The 26,681-nt window shown below is 66.0% G+C and carries 26 protein-coding genes and 2 pseudogenes; 19 read left to right on the top strand and 9 right to left on the bottom strand.

What is annotated here, in order from left to right:
• Window positions 1–6 precede the first annotated feature (6 nt).
• On the bottom strand, window positions 7–945 hold the full coding sequence (coaA, locus tag A5625_RS19300; protein ID WP_066997480.1) for a type I pantothenate kinase: 939 nt from the start codon (window positions 943–945) through the stop codon (window positions 7–9).
• A gap of 128 nt (window positions 946–1,073) precedes the next feature.
• Between coaA and glyA the strand changes: the two genes are divergently transcribed.
• The 5 genes from glyA to A5625_RS19275 all read left to right on the top strand — a co-directional run bounded on the left by glyA (window position 1,074) and on the right by A5625_RS19275 (window position 7,374).
• On the top strand, window positions 1,074–2,363 hold the full coding sequence (gene glyA / locus A5625_RS19295) for a serine hydroxymethyltransferase (RefSeq protein WP_066997478.1): 1,290 nt from the start codon (window positions 1,074–1,076) through the stop codon (window positions 2,361–2,363).
• Window positions 2,364–2,462: 99 nt separating this feature from the next.
• Window positions 2,463–3,290, top strand: a complete 828-nt coding sequence (locus A5625_RS19290) for an acyl-ACP desaturase (RefSeq protein ID WP_066997627.1) — start codon at window positions 2,463–2,465, stop codon at window positions 3,288–3,290.
• A gap of 250 nt (window positions 3,291–3,540) precedes the next feature.
• Window positions 3,541–4,842, top strand: coding sequence for a PhoH family protein (locus A5625_RS19285; protein ID WP_066997476.1), 1,302 nt, complete (start codon window positions 3,541–3,543; stop codon window positions 4,840–4,842).
• Window positions 4,843–4,899: 57 nt separating this feature from the next.
• The gene (locus tag A5625_RS19280; RefSeq protein ID WP_066997474.1) at window positions 4,900–5,775 is read left to right on the top strand and encodes a polysaccharide deacetylase family protein; all 876 of its coding nucleotides are present in this window, start codon (window positions 4,900–4,902) and stop codon (window positions 5,773–5,775) included.
• Between the two features lie 135 nt (window positions 5,776–5,910).
• Complete coding sequence (locus A5625_RS19275) at window positions 5,911–7,374, top strand: adenylate/guanylate cyclase domain-containing protein (protein ID WP_066997472.1); 1,464 nt, start codon at window positions 5,911–5,913, stop codon at window positions 7,372–7,374.
• A 15-nt stretch (window positions 7,375–7,389) separates the two neighbouring features.
• Here A5625_RS19275 and A5625_RS19270 read toward each other — a convergent pair whose 3' ends face one another.
• The 3 genes from A5625_RS19270 to glpX are packed head-to-tail and all read right to left on the bottom strand — an operon-like array spanning window position 7,390 to window position 11,023.
• A complete protein-coding gene (locus A5625_RS19270) occupies window positions 7,390–8,436 on the bottom strand; it encodes a hypothetical protein (protein WP_066997470.1) in 1,047 nt (348 codons plus the stop codon).
• 54 nt (window positions 8,437–8,490) lie between these two features.
• Entirely contained in the window at window positions 8,491–9,912 is a 1,422-nt protein-coding gene (locus A5625_RS19265; protein ID WP_066997468.1) for a class II fumarate hydratase, read from the bottom strand.
• Window positions 9,913–9,943: 31 nt separating this feature from the next.
• Window positions 9,944–11,023, bottom strand: a complete 1,080-nt coding sequence (glpX, locus tag A5625_RS19260; RefSeq protein WP_197516157.1) for a class II fructose-bisphosphatase — start codon at window positions 11,021–11,023, stop codon at window positions 9,944–9,946.
• A gap of 54 nt (window positions 11,024–11,077) precedes the next feature.
• Here glpX and A5625_RS19255 point away from each other — a divergent pair, with 54 nt between their 5' ends.
• From A5625_RS19255 to A5625_RS19245, 3 genes are read left to right on the top strand one after another with little or no spacing between them, the layout of a single operon-like run.
• Complete coding sequence (locus A5625_RS19255) at window positions 11,078–11,776, top strand: DUF4245 domain-containing protein (protein ID WP_066997466.1); 699 nt, start codon at window positions 11,078–11,080, stop codon at window positions 11,774–11,776.
• Window positions 11,777–11,808: 32 nt separating this feature from the next.
• Window positions 11,809–12,606 (top strand): dienelactone hydrolase family protein, encoded by a 798-nt coding sequence (locus A5625_RS19250; RefSeq protein ID WP_066997463.1) that lies wholly within the window; start codon window positions 11,809–11,811, stop codon window positions 12,604–12,606.
• Window positions 12,607–12,633: 27 nt separating this feature from the next.
• Window positions 12,634–14,178, top strand: a complete 1,545-nt coding sequence (locus tag A5625_RS19245; RefSeq protein WP_066997460.1) for a carboxylesterase/lipase family protein — start codon at window positions 12,634–12,636, stop codon at window positions 14,176–14,178.
• Here A5625_RS19245 and A5625_RS19240 read toward each other — a convergent pair.
• The 4 genes from A5625_RS19240 to A5625_RS19225 form a co-directional block, all read right to left on the bottom strand.
• Window positions 14,175–15,299, bottom strand: a complete 1,125-nt coding sequence (locus tag A5625_RS19240) for an NAD-dependent epimerase/dehydratase family protein (protein ID WP_066997457.1) — start codon at window positions 15,297–15,299, stop codon at window positions 14,175–14,177. The genes A5625_RS19245 and A5625_RS19240 overlap by 4 nt on opposite strands.
• Window positions 15,300–15,383: 84 nt before the next feature.
• Window positions 15,384–15,653: an exodeoxyribonuclease VII small subunit gene (locus A5625_RS19235; RefSeq protein WP_066997454.1), complete on the bottom strand. Its 270-nt coding sequence runs from the start codon at window positions 15,651–15,653 to the stop codon at window positions 15,384–15,386.
• A complete protein-coding gene (xseA, locus tag A5625_RS19230) occupies window positions 15,643–16,902 on the bottom strand; it encodes an exodeoxyribonuclease VII large subunit (RefSeq protein ID WP_066997451.1) in 1,260 nt (419 codons plus the stop codon). The genes A5625_RS19235 and xseA overlap by 11 nt, the downstream gene beginning before the upstream one ends.
• Window positions 16,899–17,498 (bottom strand): lipid droplet-associated protein, encoded by a 600-nt coding sequence (locus A5625_RS19225; protein ID WP_066997448.1) that lies wholly within the window; start codon window positions 17,496–17,498, stop codon window positions 16,899–16,901. The genes xseA and A5625_RS19225 overlap by 4 nt, the downstream gene beginning before the upstream one ends.
• A gap of 89 nt (window positions 17,499–17,587) precedes the next feature.
• Here A5625_RS19225 and A5625_RS19220 point away from each other — a divergent pair, with 89 nt between their 5' ends.
• Entirely contained in the window at window positions 17,588–18,598 is a 1,011-nt protein-coding gene (locus tag A5625_RS19220; RefSeq protein WP_066997445.1) for a 4-hydroxy-3-methylbut-2-enyl diphosphate reductase, read from the top strand.
• 68 nt (window positions 18,599–18,666) lie between these two features.
• Here A5625_RS19220 and A5625_RS19215 read toward each other — a convergent pair whose 3' ends face one another.
• The gene (locus tag A5625_RS19215; protein ID WP_197516156.1) at window positions 18,667–19,881 is read right to left on the bottom strand and encodes a DUF6542 domain-containing protein; all 1,215 of its coding nucleotides are present in this window, start codon (window positions 19,879–19,881) and stop codon (window positions 18,667–18,669) included.
• Between the two features lie 141 nt (window positions 19,882–20,022).
• On the opposite strand from A5625_RS19215, the gene ychF reads away from it, so the two are divergent.
• The 10 genes and pseudogenes from ychF to A5625_RS19170 form a co-directional block, all read left to right on the top strand.
• Window positions 20,023–21,111 (top strand): redox-regulated ATPase YchF, encoded by a 1,089-nt coding sequence (gene ychF, locus A5625_RS19210; protein WP_066997442.1) that lies wholly within the window; start codon window positions 20,023–20,025, stop codon window positions 21,109–21,111.
• Window positions 21,112–21,253: 142 nt separating this feature from the next.
• Window positions 21,254–21,715, top strand: coding sequence for a nitroreductase/quinone reductase family protein (locus A5625_RS19205; RefSeq protein ID WP_156748382.1), 462 nt, complete (start codon window positions 21,254–21,256; stop codon window positions 21,713–21,715).
• 170 nt (window positions 21,716–21,885) lie between these two features.
• Window positions 21,886–22,233 (top strand): limonene-1,2-epoxide hydrolase family protein, encoded by a 348-nt coding sequence (locus A5625_RS19200; RefSeq protein WP_066997435.1) that lies wholly within the window; start codon window positions 21,886–21,888, stop codon window positions 22,231–22,233.
• A gap of 152 nt (window positions 22,234–22,385) precedes the next feature.
• The gene (gene aqpZ / locus A5625_RS19195) at window positions 22,386–23,180 is read left to right on the top strand and encodes an aquaporin Z (RefSeq protein WP_066997432.1); all 795 of its coding nucleotides are present in this window, start codon (window positions 22,386–22,388) and stop codon (window positions 23,178–23,180) included.
• A 93-nt stretch (window positions 23,181–23,273) separates the two neighbouring features.
• Window positions 23,274–23,824 (top strand): annotated as a pseudogene (locus A5625_RS28545) (VOC family protein).
• A 92-nt stretch (window positions 23,825–23,916) separates the two neighbouring features.
• On the top strand, window positions 23,917–24,315 hold the full coding sequence (locus A5625_RS19190; protein ID WP_066997428.1) for a VOC family protein: 399 nt from the start codon (window positions 23,917–23,919) through the stop codon (window positions 24,313–24,315).
• 115 nt (window positions 24,316–24,430) lie between these two features.
• Entirely contained in the window at window positions 24,431–25,063 is a 633-nt protein-coding gene (locus A5625_RS19185; RefSeq protein WP_082984475.1) for a cation transporter, read from the top strand.
• A gap of 95 nt (window positions 25,064–25,158) precedes the next feature.
• Window positions 25,159–25,551 (top strand): hypothetical protein, encoded by a 393-nt coding sequence (locus A5625_RS28540; protein WP_232003760.1) that lies wholly within the window; start codon window positions 25,159–25,161, stop codon window positions 25,549–25,551.
• A 77-nt stretch (window positions 25,552–25,628) separates the two neighbouring features.
• The gene (locus tag A5625_RS19175; protein ID WP_066997423.1) at window positions 25,629–25,988 is read left to right on the top strand and encodes a hypothetical protein; all 360 of its coding nucleotides are present in this window, start codon (window positions 25,629–25,631) and stop codon (window positions 25,986–25,988) included.
• Between the two features lie 206 nt (window positions 25,989–26,194).
• Window positions 26,195–26,596, top strand: a pseudogene (locus tag A5625_RS19170) (peptidoglycan endopeptidase); the annotation flags it as partial.
• Window positions 26,597–26,681: the final 85 nt, after the last annotated feature.

Below are 26,681 nucleotides of genomic sequence, written 5' to 3'. Positions count from 1 at the left end.
GCGGCGTCAGAGCTTGCGCAGCCGCAGCCGGTTGATGGAGTGGTCGGTGTCTTTGCGCAGCACCAGGGTGGCGCGCGGCCGAGTGGGAAGAATGTTTTCCACCAGGTTCGGGCGGTTGATCGAACGCCAGATCTCGCGGGCGGCGGCGACAGCCTTGGTGTCGTTCAGCGCCGAGTAGTGGTGGAAGTGCGACTCCGGATCAGCGAAGGCAGTGCTGCGCATGGCCAGGAACCGTGAGACGTACCACTGCTCGATGTCTTCGATGCGGGCGTCAACGTACACGCCGAAATCGAACAGGTCCGACACCATCAGGGTCGGACCTGTCTGCAGAACGTTGAGGCCCTCCAGAATCAAGATGTCGGGATGACGGACCACATGCTTTGCCCCTGGGATGATGTCGTACTTCAGGTGCGAATAGACCGGCGCGCAGGCGTAGTCCGACCCTGATTTGACCGAGGTCACGAACCGCATCAGCGCACGGCGGTTGTAGCTTTCCGGAAAGCCCTTGCGGTGCATCAGGTTTCGCCGATCGAGTTCGGCGTTCGGATACAGGAAGCCGTCGGTGGTGACCAGGTCTACCCGCGGGTGGTGATCCCAGCGGGCCAACAGGGCCTGCAGCACACGGGCGGTCGTCGACTTGCCGACCGCCACGCTGCCGGCCACGCCGATGATGAACGGCACCGGCCGGTCCGGGTTTTGCTGCGGTTCGCCGAGGAATTCGGCGGTGGCGGCGAACAATCCTTGGCGCGCCGCGACCTGAAGGTGGATGAGCCGGGCCAGCGGCAGGTAAACCTCTTCGACCTCGAGCAAGTCGATTTGTTCACCCAAACCGCGCAGGCCGACCAGTTCCTCCTCGGTGAGGGCCAGCGGCGTCGACATACGAAGCGCACGCCATTGCTTTCGGTCGAACTCCACATAAGGGCTCGGCTCGCTAAGCCGCGGCATAGTGCAAGTGTTGCAGGGGCGCCGTAAAGCCCGACGGCTGGGCTGGCCAAAAGTCGACGCTGGATAGACTGGCGGCCGTGACTGCTGCACCTGACGCCCGCCCCACCGCTCCCGCCACGGCGTCCCTCATGTCGGCCCCCTTGGCCGACGTCGACCCGGATATCGCCGAACTGCTCGGCCAAGAGCTCGGCCGGCAACGCGACACGCTCGAGATGATCGCATCGGAGAATTTCGTGCCGCGCTCGGTGCTGCAAGCGCAGGGCAGCGTGCTGACCAACAAGTACGCCGAGGGGTTGCCCGGGCGCCGTTACTACGGCGGTTGCGAGTACGTCGACGTCGTGGAGAACATCGCCCGCGACCGGGCCAAGGCGCTGTTCGGCGCCGACTTCGCCAACGTGCAGCCGCATTCGGGTGCGCAGGCCAACGCCGCGGTGCTGCACGCGCTGATGTCACCGGGGGAGCGGCTGCTGGGTCTGGATCTGGCCAACGGTGGCCACCTGACCCACGGCATGAAGCTCAACTTCTCCGGCAAGCTCTACGAGAACGGTTTTTACGGCGTCGACGCGACGACCCATCTGGTCGACATGGACGTGGTGCGCGCCCAGGCACTCGAATTCCGCCCGAAGGTGATCATCGCGGGATGGTCGGCGTATCCGCGGATTCTCGACTTCGCGGCGTTCCGGTCCATCGCCGACGAGGTCGACGCCAAGCTGTGGGTGGACATGGCGCACTTTGCCGGCCTGGTCGCGGCCGGCTTGCACCCCTCTCCGGTGCCCCACGCCGACGTCGTGTCGACCACCATCCACAAGACGCTGGGCGGCGGCCGCTCGGGCATGATCCTCGGCAAGCAGGTGTACGCCAAGGCGGTCAACTCCGCGGTATTCCCCGGCCAGCAGGGCGGACCGCTGATGCACGTCATCGCGGGCAAGGCTGTCGCGCTGAAGATCGCGAGCACGCCCGAATTCGTTGAGCGTCAGCAGCGGACGCTGTCCGGCGCGCGAATCCTCGCCGACCGGCTGTTGGCCGCCGATGTCGCCAAAGCCGGCGTATCCGTGGTCAGCGGCGGCACCGACGTCCACCTGGTGCTGGTGGACCTGCGTAACTCCCCGCTCGACGGTAAGGCCGCCGAGGACCTGCTGCACGAGGTCGGTATCACCGTCAACCGCAACGCCGTGCCCAACGACCCGCGGCCGCCGATGGTCACCTCGGGCCTGCGGATCGGCACGCCCGCCCTGGCCACCCGCGGCTTCGGGGACGCCGAGTTCACCGAGGTTGCCGACGTCATCGCCACCGCCCTGGCGGCCGGCAGCTCGGCCTCCGAAGGTCAAGTGGCGGGACTGCGGCAGCGAGTGACGCGTCTGGCCCAGGAGTTTCCGCTGTACGACGGCCTGGAGGACTGGGCGCTGGTCGGCCGCTAACTTGGCGCAGCGGAGCGGGTTTGAGGACCAAAGTCCCCAGTTGCCCCGACACGACCCCGGCGATTTCATGAACCTGTGTACGCGGGTTACAGTTATCTCATGGCTGAGAGACCCGTCGCTAACGCACTGACCCTGGAACTCGAGCCGGTCGTCGAAGCGAACATCGACCGCCACCTGTCCACCGAAGAAATCTGGTTCGCGCACGATTATGTGCCGTTCGAACGAGGCGAGAACTTCGCCTTCCTTGGTGGACGCGACTGGGACCCGTCGTCGATGACATTGCCGAGGCCGTTGACCGACGCGTGCGAGATCATGCTGCTGCTCAAGGACAACCTCGCCGCGCACCACCGCGAGCTGGTCGAGCACTTCATCCTGGAGGACTACTGGGGCCGCTGGCTGGGCCGTTGGACCGCCGAGGAGCACCTGCACGCGATCGCGTTGCGTGAGTATCTGGTGGTGACCCGCGAGGTCGACCCGACCGCTAACGAAGAGGCCCGCGTCCAGTACGTCATGAAGGGCTACCGCGCCGACACCTACTCGCAGGTCGAAACCCTTGTGCACATGGCCTTCGTCGAACGAACCCACGCGGTGTTCTGCGAAAACCTGGCCGCGCAGCTCGAGGAGCCGATTCTGTCCGGCCTCATCGACCGGATCGCCCGCGACGAGCGGCGCCACGAAGTCTTCTTCTCCAACCTCGTCGCGCACTGCCTCGAGTACACCCGCGACGAGACCATCGCGGCGATCGCGGCCCGAGCGGCCGAGTTGAAGGTGCCCGGCGCCGACATCGACGCATACCAGGACAAGGTGCAGAACGTCGACAAGGCAGGCATTTTCGGTCCGGAGCAGCTGCGTCAGGCGATCTCCGACCGCATCACCGCATGGGGGCTCGCGGACGAGCCTGAACTGCGGCAATTCATCGTCGGCTAGGCCGACCGGCACGCGGCTCACAACGTCGGTGACCCGCTTCCGGGGTCGCGGCTCGCCACGTCGGCGCGCCTGCACAGCGGGCACGCTGCCACGGGAGTAGCGTCGTTCTCGATGGTCAGCGTCATGCTCTGCTGCCAGGGCGGCACCTCCCGTCACCACAACGGAAGGGCCGGCCCCGGTCCTGGTGCTGCGGTTCCCGTCGACATGCCTGTGCGGGTCCGCGCGGGCTCATCCCGCTCGAGGAGCGCTAGTGACCGAAATCCGGACCTACGTGATCGACACTTCCGTGCTGCTGTCCGACCCCTGGGCCTGCAGCCGGTTCGCCGAACACGAGGTGGTTGTTCCGCTGGTGGTGATCAGCGAACTGGAGGCCAAACGCCACCACCATGAGTTGGGATGGTTCGCGCGCCAGGCGTTGCGGCTGTTCGACGATCTTCGGCTCATACACGGACGGCTGGATCAGCCCATTCCCGTTGGAACACAGGGTGGTTCGCTGCACGTCGAGCTCAACCACACGGACCCCGCGGTGCTGCCCGCGGGCTTCCGCAGCGACAACAATGACTCCCGGATCCTGAGTTGTGCCGCCAACCTCGCCGCCGAGGGCAAGCGAGTTACGTTGGTCAGCAAGGACATTCCGCTGCGCGTCAAGGCCGCCGCGGTAGGGCTGGCCGCCGATGAGTACCACGCGCAGGACGTGGTGGCCTCCGGCTGGTCGGGGATGCGCGAAATCGAGACTGCCGCCGAGGACATCGACGCGCTGTTCGCCGACGGCGAGATCGATCTGGTGGAAGCGCGAGATCTGCCCTGCCACACCGGTGTTCGGCTGCTTGGCGGCAGCTCTCATGCACTGGGACGGGTCAACGCGGACAAGCGCGTCCAACTGGTGCGCGGCGACCGCGAGGTGTTCGGACTGCGCGGGCGTTCCGCCGAACAACGGGTAGCGCTCGACCTGCTGCTCGACGAGTCGGTGGGCATCGTGTCGCTGGGCGGCAAGGCCGGTACCGGTAAGTCGGCACTCGCGTTGTGCGCCGGGCTGGAGGCGGTGCTGGAGCGGCGCACCCAACGCAAGGTGGTGGTCTTCCGGCCGCTCTACGCGGTGGGGGGCCAGGAGCTGGGGTACCTGCCCGGCAGCGAGAGCGAAAAGATGGGCCCGTGGGCGCAGGCGGTGTTCGACACGCTCGAGGGTCTGGCCAGCCCGGCGGTGCTGGAGGAAGTGCTTTCCCGGGGCATGCTCGAAGTGCTGCCCCTGACCCACATCCGCGGCCGCTCACTGCACGACTCGTTCGTCATCGTCGATGAAGCGCAGTCGCTGGAGCGCAACGTGCTGCTGACCGTGCTGTCCAGGCTGGGCGCCGGATCGCGAGTGGTGCTGACGCACGACATCGCCCAGCGCGACAACCTGCGGGTGGGCCGCCACGACGGGGTCGCGGCAGTGATCGAGAAGCTCAAGGGTCATCCGCTGTTCGCCCACATCACCTTGCTGCGCAGCGAGCGATCGCCGATCGCCGCCCTGGTCACCGAGATGCTGGAGGAGATCGCCGGCCCGCACTGAGGGCGCCTGACCAGCGCGCTCGATCCCGGGCGGGCCTGCCTTCGGTAAACTTCGACGGTGCCGAAACGACCCGACACCCAGGCCTGGCGCTACTGGCGCACGGTGGTCGGCGTGGCGGCGGCGGTCGCGGTGCTGGTGGTCGGCGGACTCACGGGCCATGTGACACGTGCCGACGACCTCAGCTGCTCGGTGATCAAGTGCGTCGCGTTGACCTTCGACGACGGGCCGGGACCGTTCGACGAGCGGCTGCTGCAAATCTTGAAGGAGAACGACGCCAAGGCCACCTTCTTCCTGATCGGCAACAAGGTGGCGGCCAACCCGGCGGGTGCCAAGCGCATTGCCGATGCGGGAATGGAAATAGGCAGCCACACCTGGGAACACCCCAACATGACCACGATCCCGCGCGAAGACATCGCCGCCCAGTTCGCCAAAGCCAATGACGCGATCACCGCCGCAACCGGACGCACTCCGAACCTGTACCGCCCCGCGGGCGGTTTGTCCGACCCAGTGGTGCGCCAGACCGCCGGGCAATACGGGTTGGCCGAAATCCTCTGGGACGTCATCCCTTTCGACTGGGCGAACGACTCGAACACGGCGGCGACACGCTACATGCTGATGACCTACATCAAGCCGGGCTCGGTGGTGTTGTTCCACAACACGTACTCGAGCACCGTCGATCTGGTGTACCAGTTCATCCCGGTGCTCAAGGCCAACGGGTACCGGTTGGTTACGGTCAGCGACCTACTGGGGTCACGGGCCCCGGGCAGCAGCTACGGCAGCCGGGAGAACGGCCCACCGGTCAACGGCCTGCACGACATTCCGCCCGGCGACATCCCGACGCTGCCCAACACACCGTCGCCGAAACCGATGCCCAATTTCCCGATCACCGACATTCCCGGGCAGAACTCCGGTGGGCCGAACAACGGTGCGTAGCACACATTTCGGACCACGCGCGGATACCTTCCTAGGGTGATCACCGTGAGCTGGCTTCGGGATCGGCTGCCGACGCACCGGCGCGGGACGGCGCAGCGGCCCGTCACGCGGCAGCCGAAATCGTCTCGGCGGTGGATGTTCCAATACGGGTTCGATCTGAGCATGTCTTATGTGTTGGCGGTGATCGAAGCGGCCGCCATCCTGATTCCGCTGCGGGGGCACACTTCGGTCGGTGCCAACGCCGACTTCGCACGGCAGAACACCGTACCGGTGGTGCTGCTGGTCATGGTCGCCCTTGTCAGTGTCGGGGTGGCCGGCGCGGTAAGCCTGGCCCCGACATTGCGCTGGTATGTCGCGGGTGATGAACCCACACCGGCGCAGCGCGAAGCCGTGATGAAGCTGGCCGGGCGTCAGTCGGCGATCCTGGTGACGGCCTGGGCGTGCAGCGGCGGGATCTTCATCCTGCTGAATCTCAGTGGCGGGCCACAACTTCTGCTGCCCATCGTGCTCGGTGTGCTGCTGGGCGGATCCGCCGCCGCCGGAACCGGGATGCTGCTCGCGCAGCGCACTCTGCGGCCCATCATGCGGGCCGCCACGCTGGGCGCCGAGCCGCGGCTTGCGGTGCCCAGCGTCTACGCGCGACTGGTTCTGCTGTGGTTCCTGTGCAGCGCATTCCCTATCGCCGTGATCGCGACCCTGGTCGTTCTGCGCTCCTACGGTTGGCTCATCGAGAAGTCCGCGTCGCTGGATGTGCCGATTCTGGTGGTGTCGCTGGCGGCGCTGGTGCTGGGAATGCCGACCATGATCTTGACCTCGCGGTCCATCTCGGACCCGATCGGCGAGGTCGTCGATGCGATGGCCGAAGTCGAACACGGCCGGATGGACACCTATGTCGGCGCCTACGAGCGCTCCCAAATCGGGCGCTTGCAAACAGGATTCAACAGCATGGTGACCGGACTGGCCGAGCGCGACCGGTTGCGCGACCTGTTCGGGCGCCATGTCGGGGCCGACGTGGCGCAGCGCGCCATCAGCGAGGGGGCGTCGCTGTCGGGAGACGTGGTGGAAGCGGCGGTGCTTTTCATCGACCTGGTGGGCTCCACCCAGCTCGCGGAGAGCCGGCCTCCGCAGGAGGTCGCCGAGGTGCTCAACGACTTCTTCCGGATCGTCGTCAACGCAGTCGACGAACACCACGGGCTGATCAACAAATTCGCCGGTGACGCCGCACTGGCCATCTTCGGAGTGCCGTTGGCCACCGACGAACCGGCATCCTCGGCGCTGGCGACCGCTCGCCAGCTCGGCTCCCAATTACAGCGGCTGCCAGTCGATTTCGGCATCGGCGTGTCAGCGGGTCCAGTGTTCGCCGGCAACATCGGTGCGGAAAACCGCTATGAATACACCGTGATCGGCGACGCCGTCAACGAAGCCGCGCGGTTGGCCGACCTGGCCAAGACATCCGACCGGCGGATCCTGTGTTCGGCGGGTGCCATCGGTGCGGCGGGTCAGGCCGAACGCCGGCAGTGGGCCGAGTGCTATTCCACGGTCTTGCGCGGGCGATCCGAGGCCACCCATGTCTCGGCACCGACAGGGCCGCCCAGTTAGCCCACCCGGGTCAGCTCAGGATTTCGAGACCTTCAGCGCATCAATGATCTTGGCCACCAAGCCCGCCGAAGCGGCATCACCGATGGGCGTGCTGCCGATGAAGACGGTGACCGGCTTGGTGTCGACGGCAATGATGGTCACCGAGTCGCCCTTGACGTTGCGGCTAGTATCGGCGATCGTGACGTCGGCGTCCACCCTTGCGGCCTTAGTGCCGTCGACGGTGATCGACGACGACTTGGTCGGTCCGAGCGTGGGCTGTGCGTTCGCGTAGCCGGGGCCGTTCACGATGCACTGCATCAACTTGGTGGCTTGCGCCGTAAGGTCCATGCTGGGAACGAAATTGGTGACGGCGACCTCGGCCGTCATCATCCACTGATTGGCCCCGGGCACGTCCTGGGCGACCCCCAGGCCGCCGATCAGGTTCGGGCCCTGGTCGTCGGAGAACACCGTCCACCCACCCGGCGCCGCGCTGGCCGGGAACGAGAGCTTGCCGGCCGAGATCGAGTCGGTCCGGGGCATCTCACCGCCGGACACGTTCGGGGTGCAATCGGTCGCGTTCTGCGCGGAGTTTTTCGGCTGCGAGACCGAGGTGCTCGTTGTCGACGGTGCGGTGGCCGGCTTGTTGCCATGGCCGCCGCGCATCACCAGCAGGGTGGCGACCAGCGCGATCACCGCCAGGATGGCCAAACCGGCGACGATCAACCACGGCAGCTTCGAGCCGGATCCACCCGGCGGCGGGCCCGGCGGGTAGGGGCCGCCCGGGCCGCCGGGCGGAAACTGCTGTCCCGGTTGGTAATACTGCTGGCCCGGGTAAGGAGCACCGGGCGGGTAGGGGTATTGGCCGCCCGGCGGCGGGTAGGGGTACTGGCCGCCCGGCGGGTAGGGCCCGCCACCGCCCTGCGGGTAAGGGCCGGGACCGCCCTGCGGGTAAGGGCCGGGACCGCCCTGCGGATACGGGCCCGGACCGCCGGCCGGCGGTTGGCCGCCCCAATTCGGGTCCTGCCCATAGGGATTGCTTCCGTAAGGCCCCTGGCCGTAGGGACCGCCGGGAGGAACCGTCATGGAAAACCACCCTTACTCTCATCGACCATCTGCCGTCACCCCCTGATGGGCGGCTCAGTCTTCGGGCTTGACCTTCGCCATCGCCAGCACATCGAGACGCCGGTCGAGCTCCTCGATCGACAATTTGTCGCCGATCAGGCCGCGGTCGATCACCGTCTGGCGAATTGTCTTGCGCTCCTTGAGCGCCTGCTTGGCCACCGCGGCGGCCTCCTCGTAGCCGATCGCCGAGTTCAGCGGCGTCACAATGGACGGCGACGATTCGGCCAGTTCGCGCAGGTGCTCGACGTTGGCCGCCAGCCCGGTGATGCAGCGCTCGGCGAACAGCCTCGACACATTGGTCAGCAGCTTGAACGACTCGAGGATGTTGCGGGCCATCATCGGGATGTAGACGTTGAGCTCGAAGGCGCCGTTGCCGCCGCCCCACGCGACCGCCGCATCGTTACCGATCACCTGGGCGGCGACTTGGGTAACGGCTTCGGGCAGAACGGGATTCACCTTGCCCGGCATGATCGAGCTGCCCGGCTGCAGGTCGGGCAGCTGGATCTCGGCCAGGCCGGTCAGCGGTCCTGACCCCATCCAGCGAACATCATTGGCGATCTTGGTCAGCGATACCGCGATGGTACGCAGCGCACCGGAAGCCTCCACCAGCCCGTCGCGCGCCGCCTGCGCTTCGAACGAGTTTGCCGCGGTGCGTAATTCGCTCAGGCCAGTGGAAGCGACCAACGTTTCGACCACCTTGGCGCCGAATCCGTCGGGAGCGTTCAAGCCGGTACCGACCGCGGTGCCGCCGATCGCCAGTTCACCGAGCCGGGGAAGCGTCGCGCGCACCCGCTCGACGCCCGCCTCGATCTGCCGGGCGTATCCGCTGAATTCCTGGCCGAGCGTCACCGGGACGGCGTCCATCAGGTGGGTGCGGCCCGACTTGACCACGGTGTGCCACTCGCGGGCCTTGCCGGCCAGGGCGTCGTGCAGCACTTCGAGCGCCGGGATGAGGTGGCGCACGGCGGCTTCGGTGGCCGCGATATGGGTTGCGGTGGGGAAGGTGTCGTTCGACGACTGCGACATGTTGACGTCGTCGTTGGGGTGCACCGTCACACCGTTGGCGGCGGCGATGCTGGCGATCACCTCGTTGGTGTTCATGTTCGAGCTGGTTCCCGAACCGGTTTGGAAGACGTCGATGGGGAACTGGTCGTCGTGCTGGCCGTCGGCGATCTCAGCGGCCGCGGCGATGATCGCGTCGGCCTTCTCCGGCGCCAGCAATCCGAGATCCTTATTGACCTGCGCGCAGGCGCCCTTCAGCAAGCCCAACGCGCGGATCTGGGTGCGTTCCAGGCCGCGGCCCGAGATCGGGAAGTTTTCGACCGCGCGCTGAGTTTGCGCGCGCCACAACGCTTTTGCGGGTACGCGGACCTCGCCCATGGTGTCGTGTTCGATGCGGTACTCGGTGTCGGCGTCTTCAGGGCTGTTAAAGGCCATGGAGTGGCTTCCTCGTTCTTCGATCGGTCGGTCAGGGCAGGGGATAGGCGGCGGAGCTATCGCCGGTGAAGTCGATGGCGGAGTATTCGTTGAGTTTCGAAAGCCGGTGGTAGGCCTCGATCATCCGGACGGTGCCCGACTTCGACCGCATGACGATCGACTGGGTGGTGCAGCCACCGGGGTAGTACTGCACGCCCTTGAGCAGGTCACCGTTGGTGACCCCGGTGGCGCAGAAGAAGACGTTCTCACCGGACACGAGGTCCTCGGTGGTCAATATCTGATCGAGGTCGTAGCCGGCGTCGACGGCTTTCTGGCGTTCGTCATCGTTCGTGGGAGCCAGTTGCGCCTGGATCGCGCCGCCCATACATCGGATCGCGGCGGCGGCGATGATGCCTTCCGGCGTGCCGCCGATCCCGGCCAGCATGTCGGTACCCGAGTGCGGCCGGCAGGCTGAGATGGCGCCGGCCACGTCGCCGTCGGTGATCAGCCGGATGCGGGCGCCGGTTGCGCGGACGTCCTCGATCAGCTGCGCGTGACGCGGCCGGTCCAGGATGCACACGGTCATGTCGCGCACCGACAACGCCTTGACCTTGGCGACGGCCTTGATGTTCTCGGCGATCGGTGCGGTGATGTCGAGCACATGCGCGGCCTCGGGCCCGACGGCGATCTTGTTCATGTAGAACACCGCCGACGGATCGAACATCGCGCCGCGGTCGGCCACCGCCAGCACCGAAATGGCGTTGGGCATGCCCTTGCTCATCAGCGTGGTGCCGTCGATCGGGTCGACGGCGAAGTCGCACTCCGCGCCGTCGCCGTTGCCGACCTCTTCGCCGTTGTAGAGCATCGGCGCGTGGTCTTTTTCGCCTTCGCCGATGACGACCACGCCACGCATCGACACCGTGTTGACCAGCTCACGCATCGCATCGACGGCCGCGCCGTCGCCGCCTTCTTTGTCGCCCCGGCCGACCCAGCGACCTGCGGCCATGGCACCGGCCTCGGTGACGCGTACCAGTTCCAAAGCCAGGTTGCGATCTGGTGCCTCACCGCGCGGTCGCCCCTGCGCGGGGGCCCGGCCGGTGGCGGCGGTCGAGCGGTCGCCCTCAACTGTCATGGTGGTGATTCTCCCAGAAGCGGATCGGTCCGCTGGAACTGGGATACTTGGGGGATGACGGAGGAGCCACCCCTGAATGCCCAGCTTGACGGGAAGCCGGACGGCAACCCGTCGGCCCAGGCTGGACCGGCTCCCACGCCCGCAAAACCCCGGTTGTTGCAGGACGGCCGGGACATGTTCTGGTCCCTGATCCCGCTGGTGATCGGGTGCATTGTGCTGGCGGGCATGCTGGGTATGTGTTCGTTTCAACTCGGCAGCCACCAGGGCGCCGTCCCGTCCTATGACGCCGGGGCGGCGCTGCGTGCGGACGCGTCCGCGCTCGGCTTTCCCATCCGCCAACCACAGCTCCCCGCCGGTTGGCAGGCCAACTCCGGCCACCGCGCCGGCATCCAGGGCGGCCGCACCGACCCGGCGAGCGGTCAACGGCACAACGCGCCCACCTCGACCGTCGGCTACATCAGTCCGACCGGGCTGTATCTGAGCCTGACCCAGACCAACGCCGACGAGGACAAACTCATCGGTTCGATCCATCCGTCGGCCTACCCGACCGGAACGGTCGACGTGGGCGGCACCAGTTGGGTGGTCTACCAGGGTTCCGGGCAGAGCGGCGCCGACGCCGAGCCGATATGGACGACCCGCCTGAGCAGCGCGGGCGGCTCCACCCAAATTGCGATAACCGGCGCCGGAAACACCGATCAGTTCCGTACGCTGGCGTCGGCGACGCAAACGCAACCGCCTTTGCCGAGCCGCTAGCTCGCCCGCGCAAGCAAAGGAATCCTCCCAACGTGACTGCACCAGAGGCTGATCTATCCGGATGGTCGGCCGCACCGTTCAGCGGTGGCGGATACACCCATGACGTCTACCGCAAGGGCAGCGGCCCCGGAGTGGTGCTGATCCCCGAGATTCCCGGAATCCACCCCGGCGTGCTGGCCTTGGGTAATCACCTGGTGGACAACGGCTTCACCGTCGCCATGCCGTCGCTGTTCGGCGAGCCGGGCAAGGCCAAGACGGCCGGTTACATCGCCAGTAGCATCGGGCGCGCGTGTGTGGCACGGGAATTCGCTGCGCTCGCGCTGAACAAACAGCGACCGGTGTCGCTGTTCCTGCGTGCGCTGGCCCGTGATCTCAACGCATCGACGCCGGGCAAGGGGGTCGGCGTGATCGGCCAGTGTTTCACCGGCGGATTCGCGCTGGCCGCCGCGGTCGACGACAGCGTGCTGGCGCCGGTGCTTTCGCAGCCGTCGGTCCCGTTCCCGCTGGGCGCCGCGCGGCGCCGCGATCCCGGGTTGAGCGAATCCGAACTGGCCACCGTGGCCGATCGGTGCGCCAACGACGGCTTGTGCGCCATGGGGCTGCGGTTCAGCGAGGACAAAACGGCGCCCGCCGAGCGGTTCGTGACGCTCAAGCAGCGCCTCGGCGACGCCTTCGAGGTCATCGACATCGACTCGGGCCCCGGCAATGAACACGGCTTCGGCAAACTGGCGCACTCGGTGCTCACCGACGAAGTCCGCGAAGTCGACGGCCACCCCGCTTACGAAGCCCGCAAGCGGGTAGTCGAGTTCCTTACCCAACGCCTTTTCTAAGTTCGTTTCAGGAGATTTTGTACGCGCATGGCAATCGACGATCTTGTGGTCGAAACCAGCTACGGACCGGTCCGCGGCCTCGAACAGGACCGAGTCAAGGCGTGGAAAGGTATTCGGTACGCGGCAGCGCCCGTGGGCGAGTTGCGTTTCCGGGCGCCGCAACCGCCCGCGCGGTACACCGAGGTCGCCGACGCCACTGCTTTCGGGCCGGCTTGCCCGCAGCCCGTATTTCCCAACATGCCATTGGATTTGGGCGCTCCGCAGGGCGAGGACTGCCTGCGGCTCAATGTCTGGGCATCGGCCGATACCCAACCCGGTGACGCCAAACCGGTGATGGTCTGGCTGCACGGCGGCGCCTATGTGCTGGGATCGAGCAGCCAGACGCTATATGACGGCCACAGACTGGTCAGCCACGGCGACGTCGTCGTGGTGACCGTCAACTATCGGCTCGGCGTGCTCGGGTTTCTCGACCTGTCGTCGTTCGACACCGCGGGGCGGCACTTCGACTCGAACGTCGGGCTGCGCGACGCGCTGGCCGCGCTTGAGTGGGTGCGCGACAACATCGCGGCCTTCGGTGGCGACCCGCAACGGGTCACGCTGTTCGGCGAGTCCGCCGGGGCCGGGATGGTGACGTCGCTGCTGGCCAGTCCGGCGGCCGAGGGCCTGTTCGCGCGGGCGATCGCACAAAGTTCGCCGGCCACCTCGGTGTACGACCGCGAGCGGGCCGGCCGGGTGGCCGAAGCCTTCCTGGACAGGCTGGGCATCGCCGCGTCGGAGTCGCAGCGGCTGGTCGATGTGCCGATGGCGGCCATTCTGGCTGCGTCGCAACAGGTTTTCGACGAAGTGCCGGTGCGTAACCCGGGAACGCTGGCGTTCGTCCCGATCGTCGACGGCGACGTACTGCGCGACTACCCGGTCAAGGTGGCCCAAGAAGGCCGCTCACATCCGGTCCCGCTGATCATCGGCACCAACAAACACGAGGCGGCGCTGTTCAGGCTGATGAGGTCGCCGCTAATGCCGATTACTCCGCGCGCGATCACATCGATGTTCGACCAGATTGCCGCCGAACAACCCGATCTGCAGTTGCCCACCGAAGCGGAGATCGGCTCGGCGTATTCGCGATTACGAAGCAAGGCAAGGAGTTTGAGCATCGCGACCGATGTCGGCTTCCGGATGCCGTCGGTGTGGGTCGCTGAGGGGCACAGCCGGGTGGCGCCGGTCTATCTGTACCGGTTCGATTACGCCACCCCGCTGCTGAAGCTGCTGATGGTCGGGGCCGCGCACGCCACCGAATTGCCGTTCGTCTGGGGCAATCTCGGCGCACCCAAGGACCCCACCCTGAAGCTGGGCGGCAGCAAAACCGCCAAGACGGTCTCGAAGAGGCTGCGCGCCCGGTGGACCAACTTCGCCGCACACGGCAAGCCGGCCGGGCCTGCGGGCGAGCCGGAGTGGACGCCGTATGCGGAAGACGACCGTGCGTGCCTGATCATCGGTCGCAATGACACCGTCGCACACGATATCGACGCCAACATCCGCGCCGCCTGGGGCAGCGAAATGGTGAGTTTCCGCTAGCCCGCTCTACCGCTGGCGGGTGCAGCGGATGCCTTGTCCGCCAGCGCTTGTCGCTTCATCTGGTTGAACATCTCGACGTAGTACGACAAGCATTCCGACAACGCCTGTTCGGTAGTGAACAGGGGTTGGTAGCCCAGGTCGCGAGAGGCTTTTGCGATCGAAAAGAAGTTGTCCAGGTACAGCCGCTCGACGGCGAGCGGTTCGAGCAGTGGCGCCGGTATCCCGAACCGGAAATGCAGCCGCTGCCACCCGGTCATCGCCGCGCGCACGATGGGGCCGTTCACCCTTGCCCGGGGCCATTTTTCGCCGCACGCCTCGACCACCGGCCTGGCGAACTCGAACATGTTGATCGGCTCGCCGTCGTTGATGAAGTACGCCTGGCCCGGTGCGCTACCGCCGGGCGTCAGGTGCTCGGCCGCCAGGATGAAACCGTGAATCAGGTTGTCCACGTAGGAGTTATCCAACCGGGCTGATTTGCGGCCGATCAGCACCTTGACGTGACCGGCGATGACGCTCTCGAACAGCTTGCGGAACATCGTTTGATCGCCTCGGCCCCAGATGCCGCTGGGCCGGATCGCACAAGTCAGCAGGCCGGCCCCTCCATTTGGCGACCCGTTCTGGCCGAGGACGAATCGCTCGGCGATCACCTTGGTCTCGGTGTACAGGTCGTTGAACCGGTCGGTATAGGGCAGTGTTTCGTCGCCGCCGGCGATGTTCTGGCCGCCCATCACGACACTGTTGGACGAGGTGTACACGAAACGCTGCACTCCGGCCGCCTGTCCGGCGTGCACCAAGTTCTCGGTCCCCCCGACGTTGACACCGAAGCTGCGTCGCCGATACTCCTCGGTCGCCGACGCTCCGCCCATCAGGTCGATGATCGCTGCGGTGTGGAAGACGGTGTCGATGCCGTCGACCGCCTGGGCGCACACGGCCGTGTCGGTGATGTCGCCCTGCAGCACCTGCAACTGCGGATGTGGCGGCAGCGGCGAGGGCGCACGGTCGAAGGAGCGGACCTGATATCCGCGGTCGAGCAAGGTGGTGACCAGGTTGGCGCCGACGAAACCAGAGCCCCCGGTGACCAGGACGCGGCCGAGTTCGGCCGTCAGTGATGGATCACCCATAGTCCGGCCAGCATAGCCGAGAAGAACTGAAACGTGTTCCAGTTCGCCAAAAAACTATCAATCCAGCGCCCCGGCACGCCGCATTCAGGCGTCCTCAGCGTCACCCGCGGCGAGTGCATCCTCGATTCTCTTGCGAGCGCCAGCTAAATGCTCTTCACAGCGTTTAGCCAGTTGTTCGCCTCTTTCCCATAGCTTCAGCGAGTCATCGAGGTCCAAACCGCCCTGCTCTAAAACCCGGACGACCTCGATCAGCTCGTCGCGGCAAGCCTCATAGCCGAGACGACTAATAGGTGTAATAGATTCGTCCTCTTCTGGGGTACCGGAGCCGCCGCTGCTTTCGTTTTTAGCTGCCATCGGTCCGTCCCTCGCTCACCGCGGCCACGGCGCCGTCGGCCACCCGCACCCGCAACCGCGTACCCGCTGGGGCGTCGTCGACCGAACGGAGCACCTGACTTGTCGTCGCCCCGATGGCTTGCACAGTGGTTTGCACGATGGCATAGCCGCGGGCCAGGGTGGCCGCCGGCCCCAACGTCGCCAGCCGCGCGCTCAGGTGGCCAATGCGCTCGGTCTCGGTGGCGGCCAGCCGGGTGATGTCCCGGCGAATCGCCGACCGGGCCCGGTGGACCTCCTCGGCGCGCATCGTCAATGCCGCCAGCGGTTCGGCCAACACCGGTCGGCTGCGTATCTGGGTCAGCGCCCGTTGTTCGCGAGAGACCCAGTTGCGCAATGCCTGCGCGCTTCGCCGGCGCAGGTCGTCGATCAGCCGCTGTTCGGCGGCGGTGTCGGGCACCACCTTCTTCGCGGCGTCGGTGGGAGTGGCGGCCCGCAGATCGGCGACCAGATCGCACAGCGGGTTGTCGGGTTCGTGGCCGACCGCGCTGATCACCGGAGTGCGGCAGGCCGCGATAGCGCGGCACAGCGTCTCGTCGGAAAACGGCAGCAGGTCCTCCACGCTGCCGCCGCCGCGGGCGAGCACGATGACGTCGACCTCGGCGTCGTGATCGAGCTCCCGTAGCGCCTCGACGATCTGCGCGACCGCGGTTGGGCCCTGGACCGCGGTGTTGCGCACCGCGAAGCGCACCCCGGGCCAGCGCGCCGCCGCCACGGTGGTCACATCGCGTTCAGCGGCACTGGCCCGGCCGGTGATCAACCCGATCATATTGGGCAAGAAGGGTATTGGTCGCTTGAGCCGAGGGTCGAAAAGCCCTTCGGCATCCAGCAGCCTGCGCAGCCGGTCGATGCGGGCCAACAGCTCGCCCACCCCGACTGCGCGAATTTCGCTGAGCCGCAACGAGAATGTGCCCCGACCGGTGTAGAAGGACGGCTTACCGCGGACCACCACCTGGGTGCCCTCGGCCAGCTTCACCGGCGCGTTCAGCACCAAATCGCGCGGGCACGTCACGGTCAGCGACATGTCGGCGGCCGGGTCACGCAGCACCATGAACACGGTTTTGGAGTCCTGCCGCATCGAGATCTGGGCAAGCTGGCCCTCCACCCAGACGGTGCCCAGCTTGTCGATCCAGCCCGCGACCCGGATGGCCACCGCGCGCACCGGAAACGGGTTCTCGGCGGAGTTCGGTTCGGAAGTAACGGCTGGGGTCACTTCGCGTTCGCGCGGGTGATCCTGTTGGCGAGCAGTGTTTGGAACGGTGCCCGGCCCTTGGTGGCCTGCTCGTAGGCCAGCAGGGCTTCGAGGTCGTCCACACTCAGCGACTGCAGACGGGCCCGCAGCTGGGCCAGCGTCAGCGTGGAGTAGTCAAGATCGGTGACCACCGCCGGTTGCGGAACCGAGGCGTTGGCCGTCGGCTTCGTCGACTGCCGGGTGGGCTTGGTCAGGGCACTGGCGTCTTCGTGCGCGTCGGCCACCGAGTAGAGCGCGAATCGGCCCTCTGCCCTGCGGTCGCCCTCCCCGCCGTCTTGCAGCGCGGTGTAAGCTCCCTCGATCGCGTCATCCAGGTCCTCGTCGAAGGTCGCCCACTCCGGCTTCTCGTCCTTGGGCGGGAAAATCGATTCGAGGGTGCTGTCGCCCTTAATCGCCAGTTCGGCGAGGTTCTGCTGAAAGCGCATCACGATGTGCGCCGCCTGGCTGGCCAGTGTCATCGGGTACATCAGGATGGTTTTCGGCAGCCTGATGGTCTCCTCGACAGCGACTGTTGCCGCGCCGACCAGCAGCCGAACTCCATACGGTGCAGTGCCCATGGGTCCAAGATTGCCTTAAGCGACGGCTAACTCCAAGCCCAGCCGCGCGAGCTGGCAACCCCGTGTCGGCAGTAAGTACCCTGGACGTCATGCCGCCGACTATCGACATGGGGATTCCCGGCCTTGTGGGAGGACCAGCGCGATCGGTAGCCAGCGACTCAGCCCGTAAGCGAGTGCTCCTGGCCGAACCGCGTGGCTACTGCGCGGGCGTCGACCGGGCCGTGGAGACCGTGGAGCGCGCTCTGGAAAAGCACGGACCGCCGGTGTACGTGCGCCATGAGATCGTGCACAACCGGCACGTCGTCACAACTCTGGAGAAGGCCGGTGCGGTGTTCGTTGAGGAGACCGACGAGGTCCCCGAAGGGGCCATCGTGGTGTTCTCTGCGCACGGCGTCGCACCAACGGTGCACGCGGCGGCCGCCGACCGTGACCTGCACACCATCGACGCCACGTGCCCGCTGGTGACCAAGGTGCACAACGAGGCCAGGCGCTTCGCGCGCAACGACTACGACATCCTGCTCATCGGTCACGAGGGCCACGAGGAGGTCGTCGGCACTGCAGGGGAGGCGCCCGACCATGTGCAGCTGGTCGACGGGGTCGCCGCCGTGGATAACGTGACGGTCCGGGACGAGAACAAGGTGGTGTGGCTCTCGCAGACCACGCTGTCAGTCGACGAGACCATGGAAATCGTCGAGCGGCTACGTCAGCGGTTCCCCAAGTTGCAGGATCCGCCCAGCGACGACATTTGCTACGCGACCCAGAACCGGCAGGTCGCGGTCAAGGCGATGGCACCGGAATGTGAGCTGGTGATTGTCGTCGGCTCCCGTAACTCCTCGAATTCGGTACGGCTGGTGGAAGTGGCATTGGGCGGCGGGGCCGCCGCCGCCCACCTGGTCGACTGGGCCGACGACATCGATCCGGCGTGGTTGGAAGGCGTCACCACGGTGGGCGTCACCTCGGGGGCGTCGGTCCCCGAGGTCCTGGTGGAAGGCGTGCTGGCGCGCCTCGCCGAATGCGGTTATGACGTGGTGCAACCGGTCACCACAGCGCAGGAGACCCTGGTGTTCGCCTTGCCGCGGGAAATCCGGTCAGTTCGCTGAGTCGCTGAGCGTCTCAGGCCGCTCGCGGCGACCCGCGGCGCCCGGCCGAGCCGCGCTCGCGATCGCCGCTAGCCGTCGTACTCCCACGATTCCACCGGCGGCCGTCCGTGCGATCGCCCGGGTGTCCGCGAGCGGCTCCGCCGCTCGGTGTGCGGCTCGTTCGGCGGGTCCACAGGGCCGGAGCCGCGGTAGCGGACCTGCGAGATGGGGTGATGGGTGCTGCTGTTGCCGCTTGACGGGGGCCGGCGGCGCCTCGGTTCATACGTCGGCTCGTAGGGCTCGCGGCCTTCATAGCGGCTCCCGTAGCGGCCTGGCGAATCCGGGCCGCTGGCCGGGTCATACCTGTCACCGTAAGACTCGAAGGCGTCGAAACGGCTGCTCCGTGGTGTGGGCCGCTCATAGGGATTGCGCCGGGTGCGAGGTTCGCGACGCCCTTCCCGGGCCGATTGGCCGCGCAGATCGGCGTCGGTCTCCGGCCGCGGCCGGCGCCGCGACCGCCGGGGCGGCTCGGCGGCGTCATAATCGCGATCCAACGCGCTGCTGCGGCGGGTACTCCGCCGGGGACGTTCGGGCCGCTCGACCGCTTCAGACCCATCGCCCAGTGGTTCGCGTGAATGGCGGGAGCGGCTCCGGCTCGAGCGTGTGGACGAGCGAGTAGTGCGCGTGGTGCGGCGGGTGCGCGACGAGGAGCCCGACGTGCGGGCGCGGCGGGAAACCGACGCGTCGTCGGTGTCGTCGACGTCGGCGTCGGACCCCAGCACCGACTGCGCTTTGGCGACGATGCCGTTGAAGAAGGACTTGACGTCGCCCCCGTTGGCGGCGTCATCCGACGTTCTCGCCGTTGTGCTTGGCTTGTAAGCGTTTCCGAAATACCAGCGGGCCAGTCCGATCGCCAGCACGGCGCCCGCGGTGCCCAGCATCAGCGGGAAGCGTTCGATCAGCGGATAGCCGCAGTTGATCAGCAGGTCTTTGAGGCGGCCGATCTTGGCGTCATGGAACAGCCAGTAGGCGCCCGGGACCGCGGCGAAAAGAATCAGTGGCGGCTGGATGATCGCGGTGAAGATGCCGTCCTGGCGCACGGCCAGCACCGCCGCCACGCAACCGGCGATATAGAAGCCGGCGAAGACGTGGGTCAGTTCCTTGTGACCTGCGTCAATTCCGTAGCCGATGGCGGTCGCGGTCACAGCGAGAAGTAGGGCCGCGTACCACGGGACGCCTGGGATGTTTGGGTGGATCGAACGGTGAGCACTGTCCACCGTCGCACTTGCCCGCTGTGCTGACACATGTAGACCGTACCGGGAATGGGCCGAAAGGCCCGTAAATACCTCGTAGGGATCCTGGGCGTGCCATTGTCGGGTGCGCTATTCGCCCGACTTACGGTCGGCGGCGCCGGGCGGTACCCAGACCCCTAGACTTGGTTCCCTGTGAGCCTGAGCCTGGGAATAGTGGGTTTGCCCAATGTCGGCAAGTCGACTTTGTTCAACGCGCTGACCCGGAACAACGTGGTGGCGGCCAACTATCCGTTCGCGACGATCGAGCCCAACGAGGGCGTCGTCCCGCTGCCCGATCCCCGGCTGGACAAGCTGGCCGAGATGTTCGATTCCGAGAAGATCGTGCCGGCGCCGGTGACATTCGTCGACATCGCCGGAATCGTGAAGGGCGCCTCCGAGGGTGCCGGGCTGGGCAATAAGTTCCTGGCCAACATCCGCGAGTGTGACGCGATCTGCCAGGTGGTGCGGGTGTTCACCGACGACGACGTCGTGCACGTCGACGGCAAGGTCGACCCGAGCTCCGACATCGAGGTGATCGAGACCGAGCTGATCCTCGCCGACATGCAGACATTGGAGAAGGCCATCCCGCGGCTGGAGAAGGAAGCTCGTAACAACAAGGACCGCAAGCCCGTGCACGGGGCGGCCGTCGCCGCGCAGGCCGTGCTGGACTCGGGCAAGACGCTCTTCGCGGCCGGTATCGACGTGTCACCGCTGCGCGAGCTGAATCTGATGACCACCAAGCCGTTTCTGTACGTGTTCAACGCCGATGAATCCGTGCTGACCGACGATGCCCGCAAGGCCGAGTTGAGCGCCATGGTGGCACCTGCCGACGCGGTGTTTCTGGACGCGAAGATCGAGGCCGAACTGCAGGAGTTGGACGACGAATCGGCCGCCGAGCTGCTGGAGTCCATCGGCCAAACCGAGCGTGGACTGGATGCGTTGGCGCGGGCGGGTTTTCACACGCTCAAGTTGCAGACCTACCTGACGGCGGGCCCAAAAGAGGCGCGCGCGTGGGTGATTCACCAGGGCGACACCGCACCGAAGGCCGCCGGGGTGATTCACACCGATTTCGAAAAGGGATTCATCAAGGCCGAGATCGTCTCCTACGACGACCTGATCGCCGCCGGCTCCATGGCGGCGGCCAAGGCGTCCGGCAAGGTGCGCATGGAGGGCAAGGACTACGTGATGGCCGATGGCGACGTGGTGGAATTCCGACACGGGCAAGCGTCAAGGACCAAATAGTAGGAGCGCACGGCCTGATCGGCGGACCGCGGCTGGCCGAGAGCTTTATCATCGTCCGATGAGTCAGCGGGACTGCATCAACGGAATCCGGCGCGCCGATCTGCAGTCACGTGGGCCCTGGCGGCGGCGAATCTGGTGGTGGATGGGTGGACCCATATTCGCAAGCAAAACGGGTCTGGCGGTCTGGAAAAGGGTAGCGGCCCCCCTTGAAGCACGATTGATCCAGGCTTCTGGCGGCCGCCTCAAGCTCAACCCGGCGATACCGATGGTGGTGTTGACTTCGCTGGGTGCAAAAAGCGGCGAGCGCCGCGACGTTCCTCTTGGGTATTTCACTGATGGCGACGACGTCGTCCTCATCGCGTCGAATTACGGAAGCACACGTAATCCGGCTTGGTACCACAACCTGCGAGCCAATCCGACATGCGAGTTGCACATCGGACCTCGTGGGGGCTCCTTTACGGCGAAAGAAGTCACCGACGACGCCGACCGCGACCGGTTGTATGGTCTTGCAGTCGATCGCCTGGCGCGGGTGTTCGCTTTGCACGACAAGCGAAGTGGCGACGCGCGCAAGATTCCGGTCATGCGTCTGACGCCTGCTCAGTGAGTACGCTTTCTGGTCATCAAGCCGATGGCGACGTGGTCGAGTTCCGGTTCAACGTCTAGTCAGCAGAAGAAGGCTTAGTCTCCTGCGCCACTTCGTTCAAAGTCGGGCGCAAGTCGACAACGCTACGTACTCTGAACTGCGGTTTATCTTCGCCAGTGGTTGGAGGTGCGGTGACCCCCGAAGACGTAGTGCGTGCTGAGTTGAATGCGTGGCACGGCCTCGATGTCGACGAAATCGTCAGCCACTTCCATCCCGACGGCGTCTGGGACAACGTGGCGCTGGGTGTGCATCGCGGGCACGACGAGATTCGCGAGGCTGTTAAAGGCTACGTGCAGCGCATGGACTCGGCTGAGTTGGAGCTTTTGAACATCGCAGTCAACGGCAATGTGGTCTTGACCGAGCGCATCGATCACTTCATCTACGACGGGAACAAAGTCGCCGCGCGCTGCATGGGTGCCTTCGAGGTGACGGACGACCAGATCACCGCCTGGCGCGACTACTTCGACGTCCCCCGGTAGCTCAGGTTGAGGTGTGACAGTCGGTGATCCGGTCGAGTTCCGCTTCAACGTCTAGGCCCGCGAAGTATGCGGTAGTCGGCCGATCGGTAGATGTTTGAGGTGCCCACAGGCGGCAACTACCCGCGAAGGCATCTTCTAAGGGAGGACGGCACATGACATCGTCGTCGCTGGTTTCGAAATCCGCAGCCGAGCTGTTCGGCACATTCTGGTTGGTGTTCGGTGGCTGTGGCAGCGCCATCTTTGCGGCCAAACAGATCGCCCAAGCCGAGGATGGCAACGGCACCTACCAATTGGGCATCGGCTTCCTCGGAGTGGCACTGGCCTTCGGCCTCACCGTCGTCACCATGGCGTATGCGGTCGGCCACATCTCGGGCGGGCATTTCAACCCTGCGATCAGTCTGGGCGCCGCGGTGGGCGGCCGACTGCCCTGGAGGGATCTCCCGGTGTACTGGATCTCCCAGGTGGTGGGTGCCCTACTAGCAGGCGCAGCGTTGCTGCTCATCGCGAAGGGAAAACCCGGATTCTCACCCGTCGGGCACATGGCCGCGAACGGATACGGCGCCCACTCGCCCAGCCACTATTCGCTGGGAGCCGTCATCGCGGCCGAGGTGTTGCTGACGGCGTTCTTTCTCATGGTGGTGCTCGGAGCGACCGATATTCGGGCCCCGCGGGGATTCGGCCCGTTGGCCATCGGTCTGTCGCTCACGCTCATTCACCTCATCTCCATCCCGATCAGCAACACCTCGGTCAACCCGGCCCGGTCCACCGGCGTCGCGTTCTTCAACGGGGCGGGCGCACCCGGCCAGCTATGGGTGTTCTGGGTGGCGCCGCTGGTCGGGGGGCTTATCGGTGGTGTGATCTACCCCTTGCTCTTCGAGCGCCGGAAAGCCGTCGCTGATGAGACACCCGTGGAGACGACGCACCGGGCCACTGACGTTCGACGGTGACGTGGTCGAACTCCGCTTCAACGCCAAGGCCTAAGCCGACCTAGCTCTGCGCCCTTCAGGTCCTGCATTGTGAAGGAGATCTGAGGAGGCGCGATGCGGTGGCGGGGTGTGTGTCATGTCGAGTTCGCGGTGTTGGACTACGACGATTCGATCGAGTTCTACGACGCGTTGTTCGGCTGGCTCGGCTACAGCAGCTTCTCGTCGCTCAACATGGAGTACCAGTCGACGTATTACATGACGCGTAATGCCAACCCGCACAGTTACATCGGCATCCAGCCCGCCCGCACCGGCGGAAAGCTGACGCACACCGACCAGGCGGTCGGCATCAACCACATTGCGTTATGGGCGCGCAGCAGAGCCGAGGTCGATAGATTCCATCGCGAATTCTTGATCGGGCGAGCTATCCCGGTTACCGATGAGCCGCAGGATTACCCGCAGTACTGGCCCGGCTACTACGCGGTGTTCTTCGACGACCCGATCAACGGGATTCACTGGGAGTGGCATGGATACCGAAAGTCCCTACGCCACGCCAACTTTGGTCGTTCTACCGCGCGATCCGTGCTTTCGCCAAGGCTCGGCCAGACCTGGCGAACACGGTGCCGGGTATCGCCCGGCAGGCCAGGAGAACCCTTAAAGCCCGATAATCGAGAGCGTGGGGGTTGTCAGTGGCGGCGTTTAGCATTCCGTGCTCAGACAACGCACATTGACGGCACCGCTGTGCCTGCAGGGAGATCGCATGAAATTCATCTCGACCCGAATCATCACCGCCGACGTCAGGCGGCTCGTCGATTTCTACGAGATGGTCACCGGAGCCTCCGCGATCTGGGGGAATGAGCTGTTCGCCGAGGTCCCGACACCGATCGGCACGTTGGCCATCGGCAGCGACAAGACCGTCCCGCTATTCGCCGAAGGATCCGCCGAACCCGCGGCCAACCGAAGCGCCATCCTGGAGTTCATCGTTGAGGACGTCGACTCCGAATACGAACGGCTGCGCGAGCACCTAGCCGAAGTGGTGACCAAGCCGACGACGATGCCGTGGGGGAACCGCGCGCTGTTGTTCCGCGATCCGGACGGAAATCTGGTCAACCTGTTCACTCCGGTGACGGACGAGGCGCGGGCCAAGTTCGGAGTGTGACCCCCGGCGACGTCGCAGGGTTCTGCTTGCATCTGGGCCGCTGCAGCGCGGGCGTCTTATCCTTGCTTCGTGAGTGGCACGTGCGCGCAGGGTTGCGATTGCTGCGGCACAGTCGATGTGGCGCCCGATCGACACCCGCGAGCACGTCACCGAATGGGTGCACGCCGCGACCTGGACATGCTGGCTCGCCTGGGCCAGCCTGCTATGGATGTGCGCCGAGGGTGCGCTTGGCCTCTGGCAGGGATTCGCAACGGGCTCAATCTCTTTGATCGGCTGGGCACTCGGCAGCGCGGTCGAGGGAGTGGCGAGTTTGGTTGTCGTGTGGCGGTTTACGGGTTCGCGAATGATGTCGGAGACGGCCGAGCGGCAAGCGCAACGCGGTATCGCAGTTTCGTTTTGGCTCATCGCTCCGTACATCGCCGCGCAATCGGTTCACAATCTGCTCACCGAAGCGCGCCCCGAGACTTCGGTCATCGGCATCGCCTTGACCGCGCTGGCACTGGTGCTCATGCCGCTGTTGGGTTGGGCCAAGCAGAGACTGGGGCGACGGCTTCAATCACCAGCAACAGCCGGAGAGGGCAAACAGAATTACCTGTGCGCAGCTCAGGCCGCCGCAGCGTTGGCAACGCTTAGCGTGCTCGCAGTCTGGCCGGGAGGCTGGTGGCTGGATCCGGCGGTCGGACTGGTGATCGCGGGCCTCGCCATTGCCGAAGGGGTCAAAGCTTGGCGCGGTCGCGATTGCTGCTGACGGCGCTCCGCGCATCCGCCGTCAGACGTTCCAGAACCCGGGACGAACCCGAATTGCCACTTGCCCGGATCCCCGCTGCGGGAAATTCTTAGGAGATGGCGACTGTAGGGCGTGCGGGGCCGTGGACGCGGCGGTTCCTGAGTGTGCTGGTGGGGAGTGGGCTGGCGCTGTCCGTTTCGGGTCTGGCCGGCGGCACCGTTGTCCGGGCCGCCCCCGCCCCGGCACCCACCGGGCACTGGTGCCCAGGCGATCCATGGAACCCGGCCTGGCCCAGCGTCTTGGACTGGGACTGGCATCGCTGCCACGACTGGCCAGGTCCGGGAGGACCGAACGCGCCAGCGGGGTGGGGGCCCTGGGGTCCGCCGCCGGCATGGGCGCCGCCGCAGCCACCGCAACCGCCGTGGGCACCCGGCGCGCAGCTGATGTGGAACCCGACCGGCGCCGGTAATTGGGGGCTCTGGAACAACGGAATATGGACTCCCCTCTGAGGAAGGACCGCCTTGTGGCGGGAGCCCGTCGCGCGTGGGGGGTCGAAGGGTGGGCCACTCAGCGTTAGGGTGAGTTGGTGGCCGCCGAGAATGGTGTCGTGCCGCCCGCGGAGTTGGAACGCCGGGCTCACGGGCTCGATGAGCGCGAAGAAGCTCTCGCCCAGCGCGAGGCCGACCTCAACAGACGCGAATTCCAGGCCGGCAGGAGAGATCGGGTCGCCGATCAGCGCGAGCGAATCGCGGACGACCGCGAGCGGGTGGCAGACGAACGAGAGCAGCGCGCGGACGAACGCGAGGGCACGGCCGCCGAGCGAGAACGGGAGCGATTGCGGCGCTTAGACGAACGGGCCAATCGTGTGCGGGCCCAGGCAAAGCGCGAGCAAGCCGACGTCGACCGTGAGACTGCGCGAAGCGAACGAGGCCGCGCCAGGAATTAGCCGGCAACCGTGGGAGCATCGACCGCGGGTGGCTGCAGAACCGGCATCCTGAAGCGCGCGTACTTTGCTCCGAAACTGGCGGCCGAAAAATATGCCGGTGTACGACAAGTTTGCTCGGTGTGCGGCGTACGTCATTGTCTGATCAGCGAATGACCTGCGCCACAAATTTTGGTTCGCGTTAAATCTTATTGCTAGCCTCGCTGGCCATGGTCGTTATTGCAACATTGATGTCGTTGATCAGTCAGGTCTCCGGCACGCCCTATATTCCGGGTGGGGATTCACCCGCGGGGACGGATTGTTCGGGACTTGCCTCGTGGATTGCGAATGCGGCGACCGAACGGCCCGTTTTCGGAGATCGATTCAACACCGGAAATGAAGAGGGTGCATTGCTGGCGCGCGGCTTTCAGTATGGAACCGCCCCCAACGCCTTGGTCATCGGCTGGAACGGTGGCCACACCGCGGTGACGCTGCCGGACGGGACACCGGTTTCCAGCGGCGAGCGCGGCGGCGTACACGTCGGCGGCGCGGGCGCCTACCAGGCTGGCTTCACGCATCACATGTTCCTGCCTATGGCACTGGAAGATGGTGGCCCGCCGCCCCCGCCGGATGCTTTGCCCCCGCCGCGTCGATGGTCTGGTTGATGATCTTGGGCGTTGACTTCAGCGCCTGCGGGAGCTCTTGCATCGCCCGCTT

The organism is Mycobacterium sp. 1465703.0 (genome assembly GCF_001672975.1).
Classification (GTDB): domain Bacteria; phylum Actinomycetota; class Actinomycetes; order Mycobacteriales; family Mycobacteriaceae; genus Mycobacterium.
Note: the sequence above shows the minus strand (reverse complement) of the source record. Positions and strands in the feature narration are given on the sequence as shown.

What these genes read in the sequence shown, in the direction of transcription:
- A5625_RS19185 (WP_082984475.1), top strand. Translation starts at nt 24,431, where the DNA reads ATGTGGCGCCCGATCGACACCCGCGAGCACGTCACCGAATGGGTGCAC.
- A5625_RS19240 (WP_066997457.1), bottom strand. Translation starts at nt 15,299, where the DNA reads ATGGGTGATCCATCACTGACGGCCGAACTCGGCCGCGTCCTGGTCACC.
- A5625_RS19265 (WP_066997468.1), bottom strand. Translation starts at nt 9,912, where the DNA reads ATGGCCTTTAACAGCCCTGAAGACGCCGACACCGAGTACCGCATCGAA.
- A5625_RS19290 (WP_066997627.1), top strand. Translation starts at nt 2,463, where the DNA reads ATGGCTGAGAGACCCGTCGCTAACGCACTGACCCTGGAACTCGAGCCG.
- A5625_RS19235 (WP_066997454.1), bottom strand. Translation starts at nt 15,653, where the DNA reads ATGGCAGCTAAAAACGAAAGCAGCGGCGGCTCCGGTACCCCAGAAGAG.
- A5625_RS19245 (WP_066997460.1), top strand. Translation starts at nt 12,634, where the DNA reads ATGGCAATCGACGATCTTGTGGTCGAAACCAGCTACGGACCGGTCCGC.
- aqpZ (WP_066997432.1), top strand. Translation starts at nt 22,386, where the DNA reads ATGACATCGTCGTCGCTGGTTTCGAAATCCGCAGCCGAGCTGTTCGGC.
- glpX (WP_197516157.1), bottom strand. Translation starts at nt 11,023, where the DNA reads ATGACAGTTGAGGGCGACCGCTCGACCGCCGCCACCGGCCGGGCCCCC.
- A5625_RS19275 (WP_066997472.1), top strand. Translation starts at nt 5,911, where the DNA reads ATGTTCCAATACGGGTTCGATCTGAGCATGTCTTATGTGTTGGCGGTG.
- A5625_RS19270 (WP_066997470.1), bottom strand. Translation starts at nt 8,436, where the DNA reads ATGACGGTTCCTCCCGGCGGTCCCTACGGCCAGGGGCCTTACGGAAGC.
- A5625_RS19255 (WP_066997466.1), top strand. Translation starts at nt 11,078, where the DNA reads ATGACGGAGGAGCCACCCCTGAATGCCCAGCTTGACGGGAAGCCGGAC.
- A5625_RS19205 (WP_156748382.1), top strand. Translation starts at nt 21,254, where the DNA reads ATGGGTGGACCCATATTCGCAAGCAAAACGGGTCTGGCGGTCTGGAAA.
- A5625_RS19225 (WP_066997448.1), bottom strand. Translation starts at nt 17,498, where the DNA reads ATGGGCACTGCACCGTATGGAGTTCGGCTGCTGGTCGGCGCGGCAACA.
- A5625_RS28540 (WP_232003760.1), top strand. Translation starts at nt 25,159, where the DNA reads ATGGCGACTGTAGGGCGTGCGGGGCCGTGGACGCGGCGGTTCCTGAGT.
- glyA (WP_066997478.1), top strand. Translation starts at nt 1,074, where the DNA reads ATGTCGGCCCCCTTGGCCGACGTCGACCCGGATATCGCCGAACTGCTC.
- coaA (WP_066997480.1), bottom strand. Translation starts at nt 945, where the DNA reads ATGCCGCGGCTTAGCGAGCCGAGCCCTTATGTGGAGTTCGACCGAAAG.
- A5625_RS19190 (WP_066997428.1), top strand. Translation starts at nt 23,917, where the DNA reads ATGAAATTCATCTCGACCCGAATCATCACCGCCGACGTCAGGCGGCTC.
- A5625_RS19220 (WP_066997445.1), top strand. Translation starts at nt 17,588, where the DNA reads ATGCCGCCGACTATCGACATGGGGATTCCCGGCCTTGTGGGAGGACCA.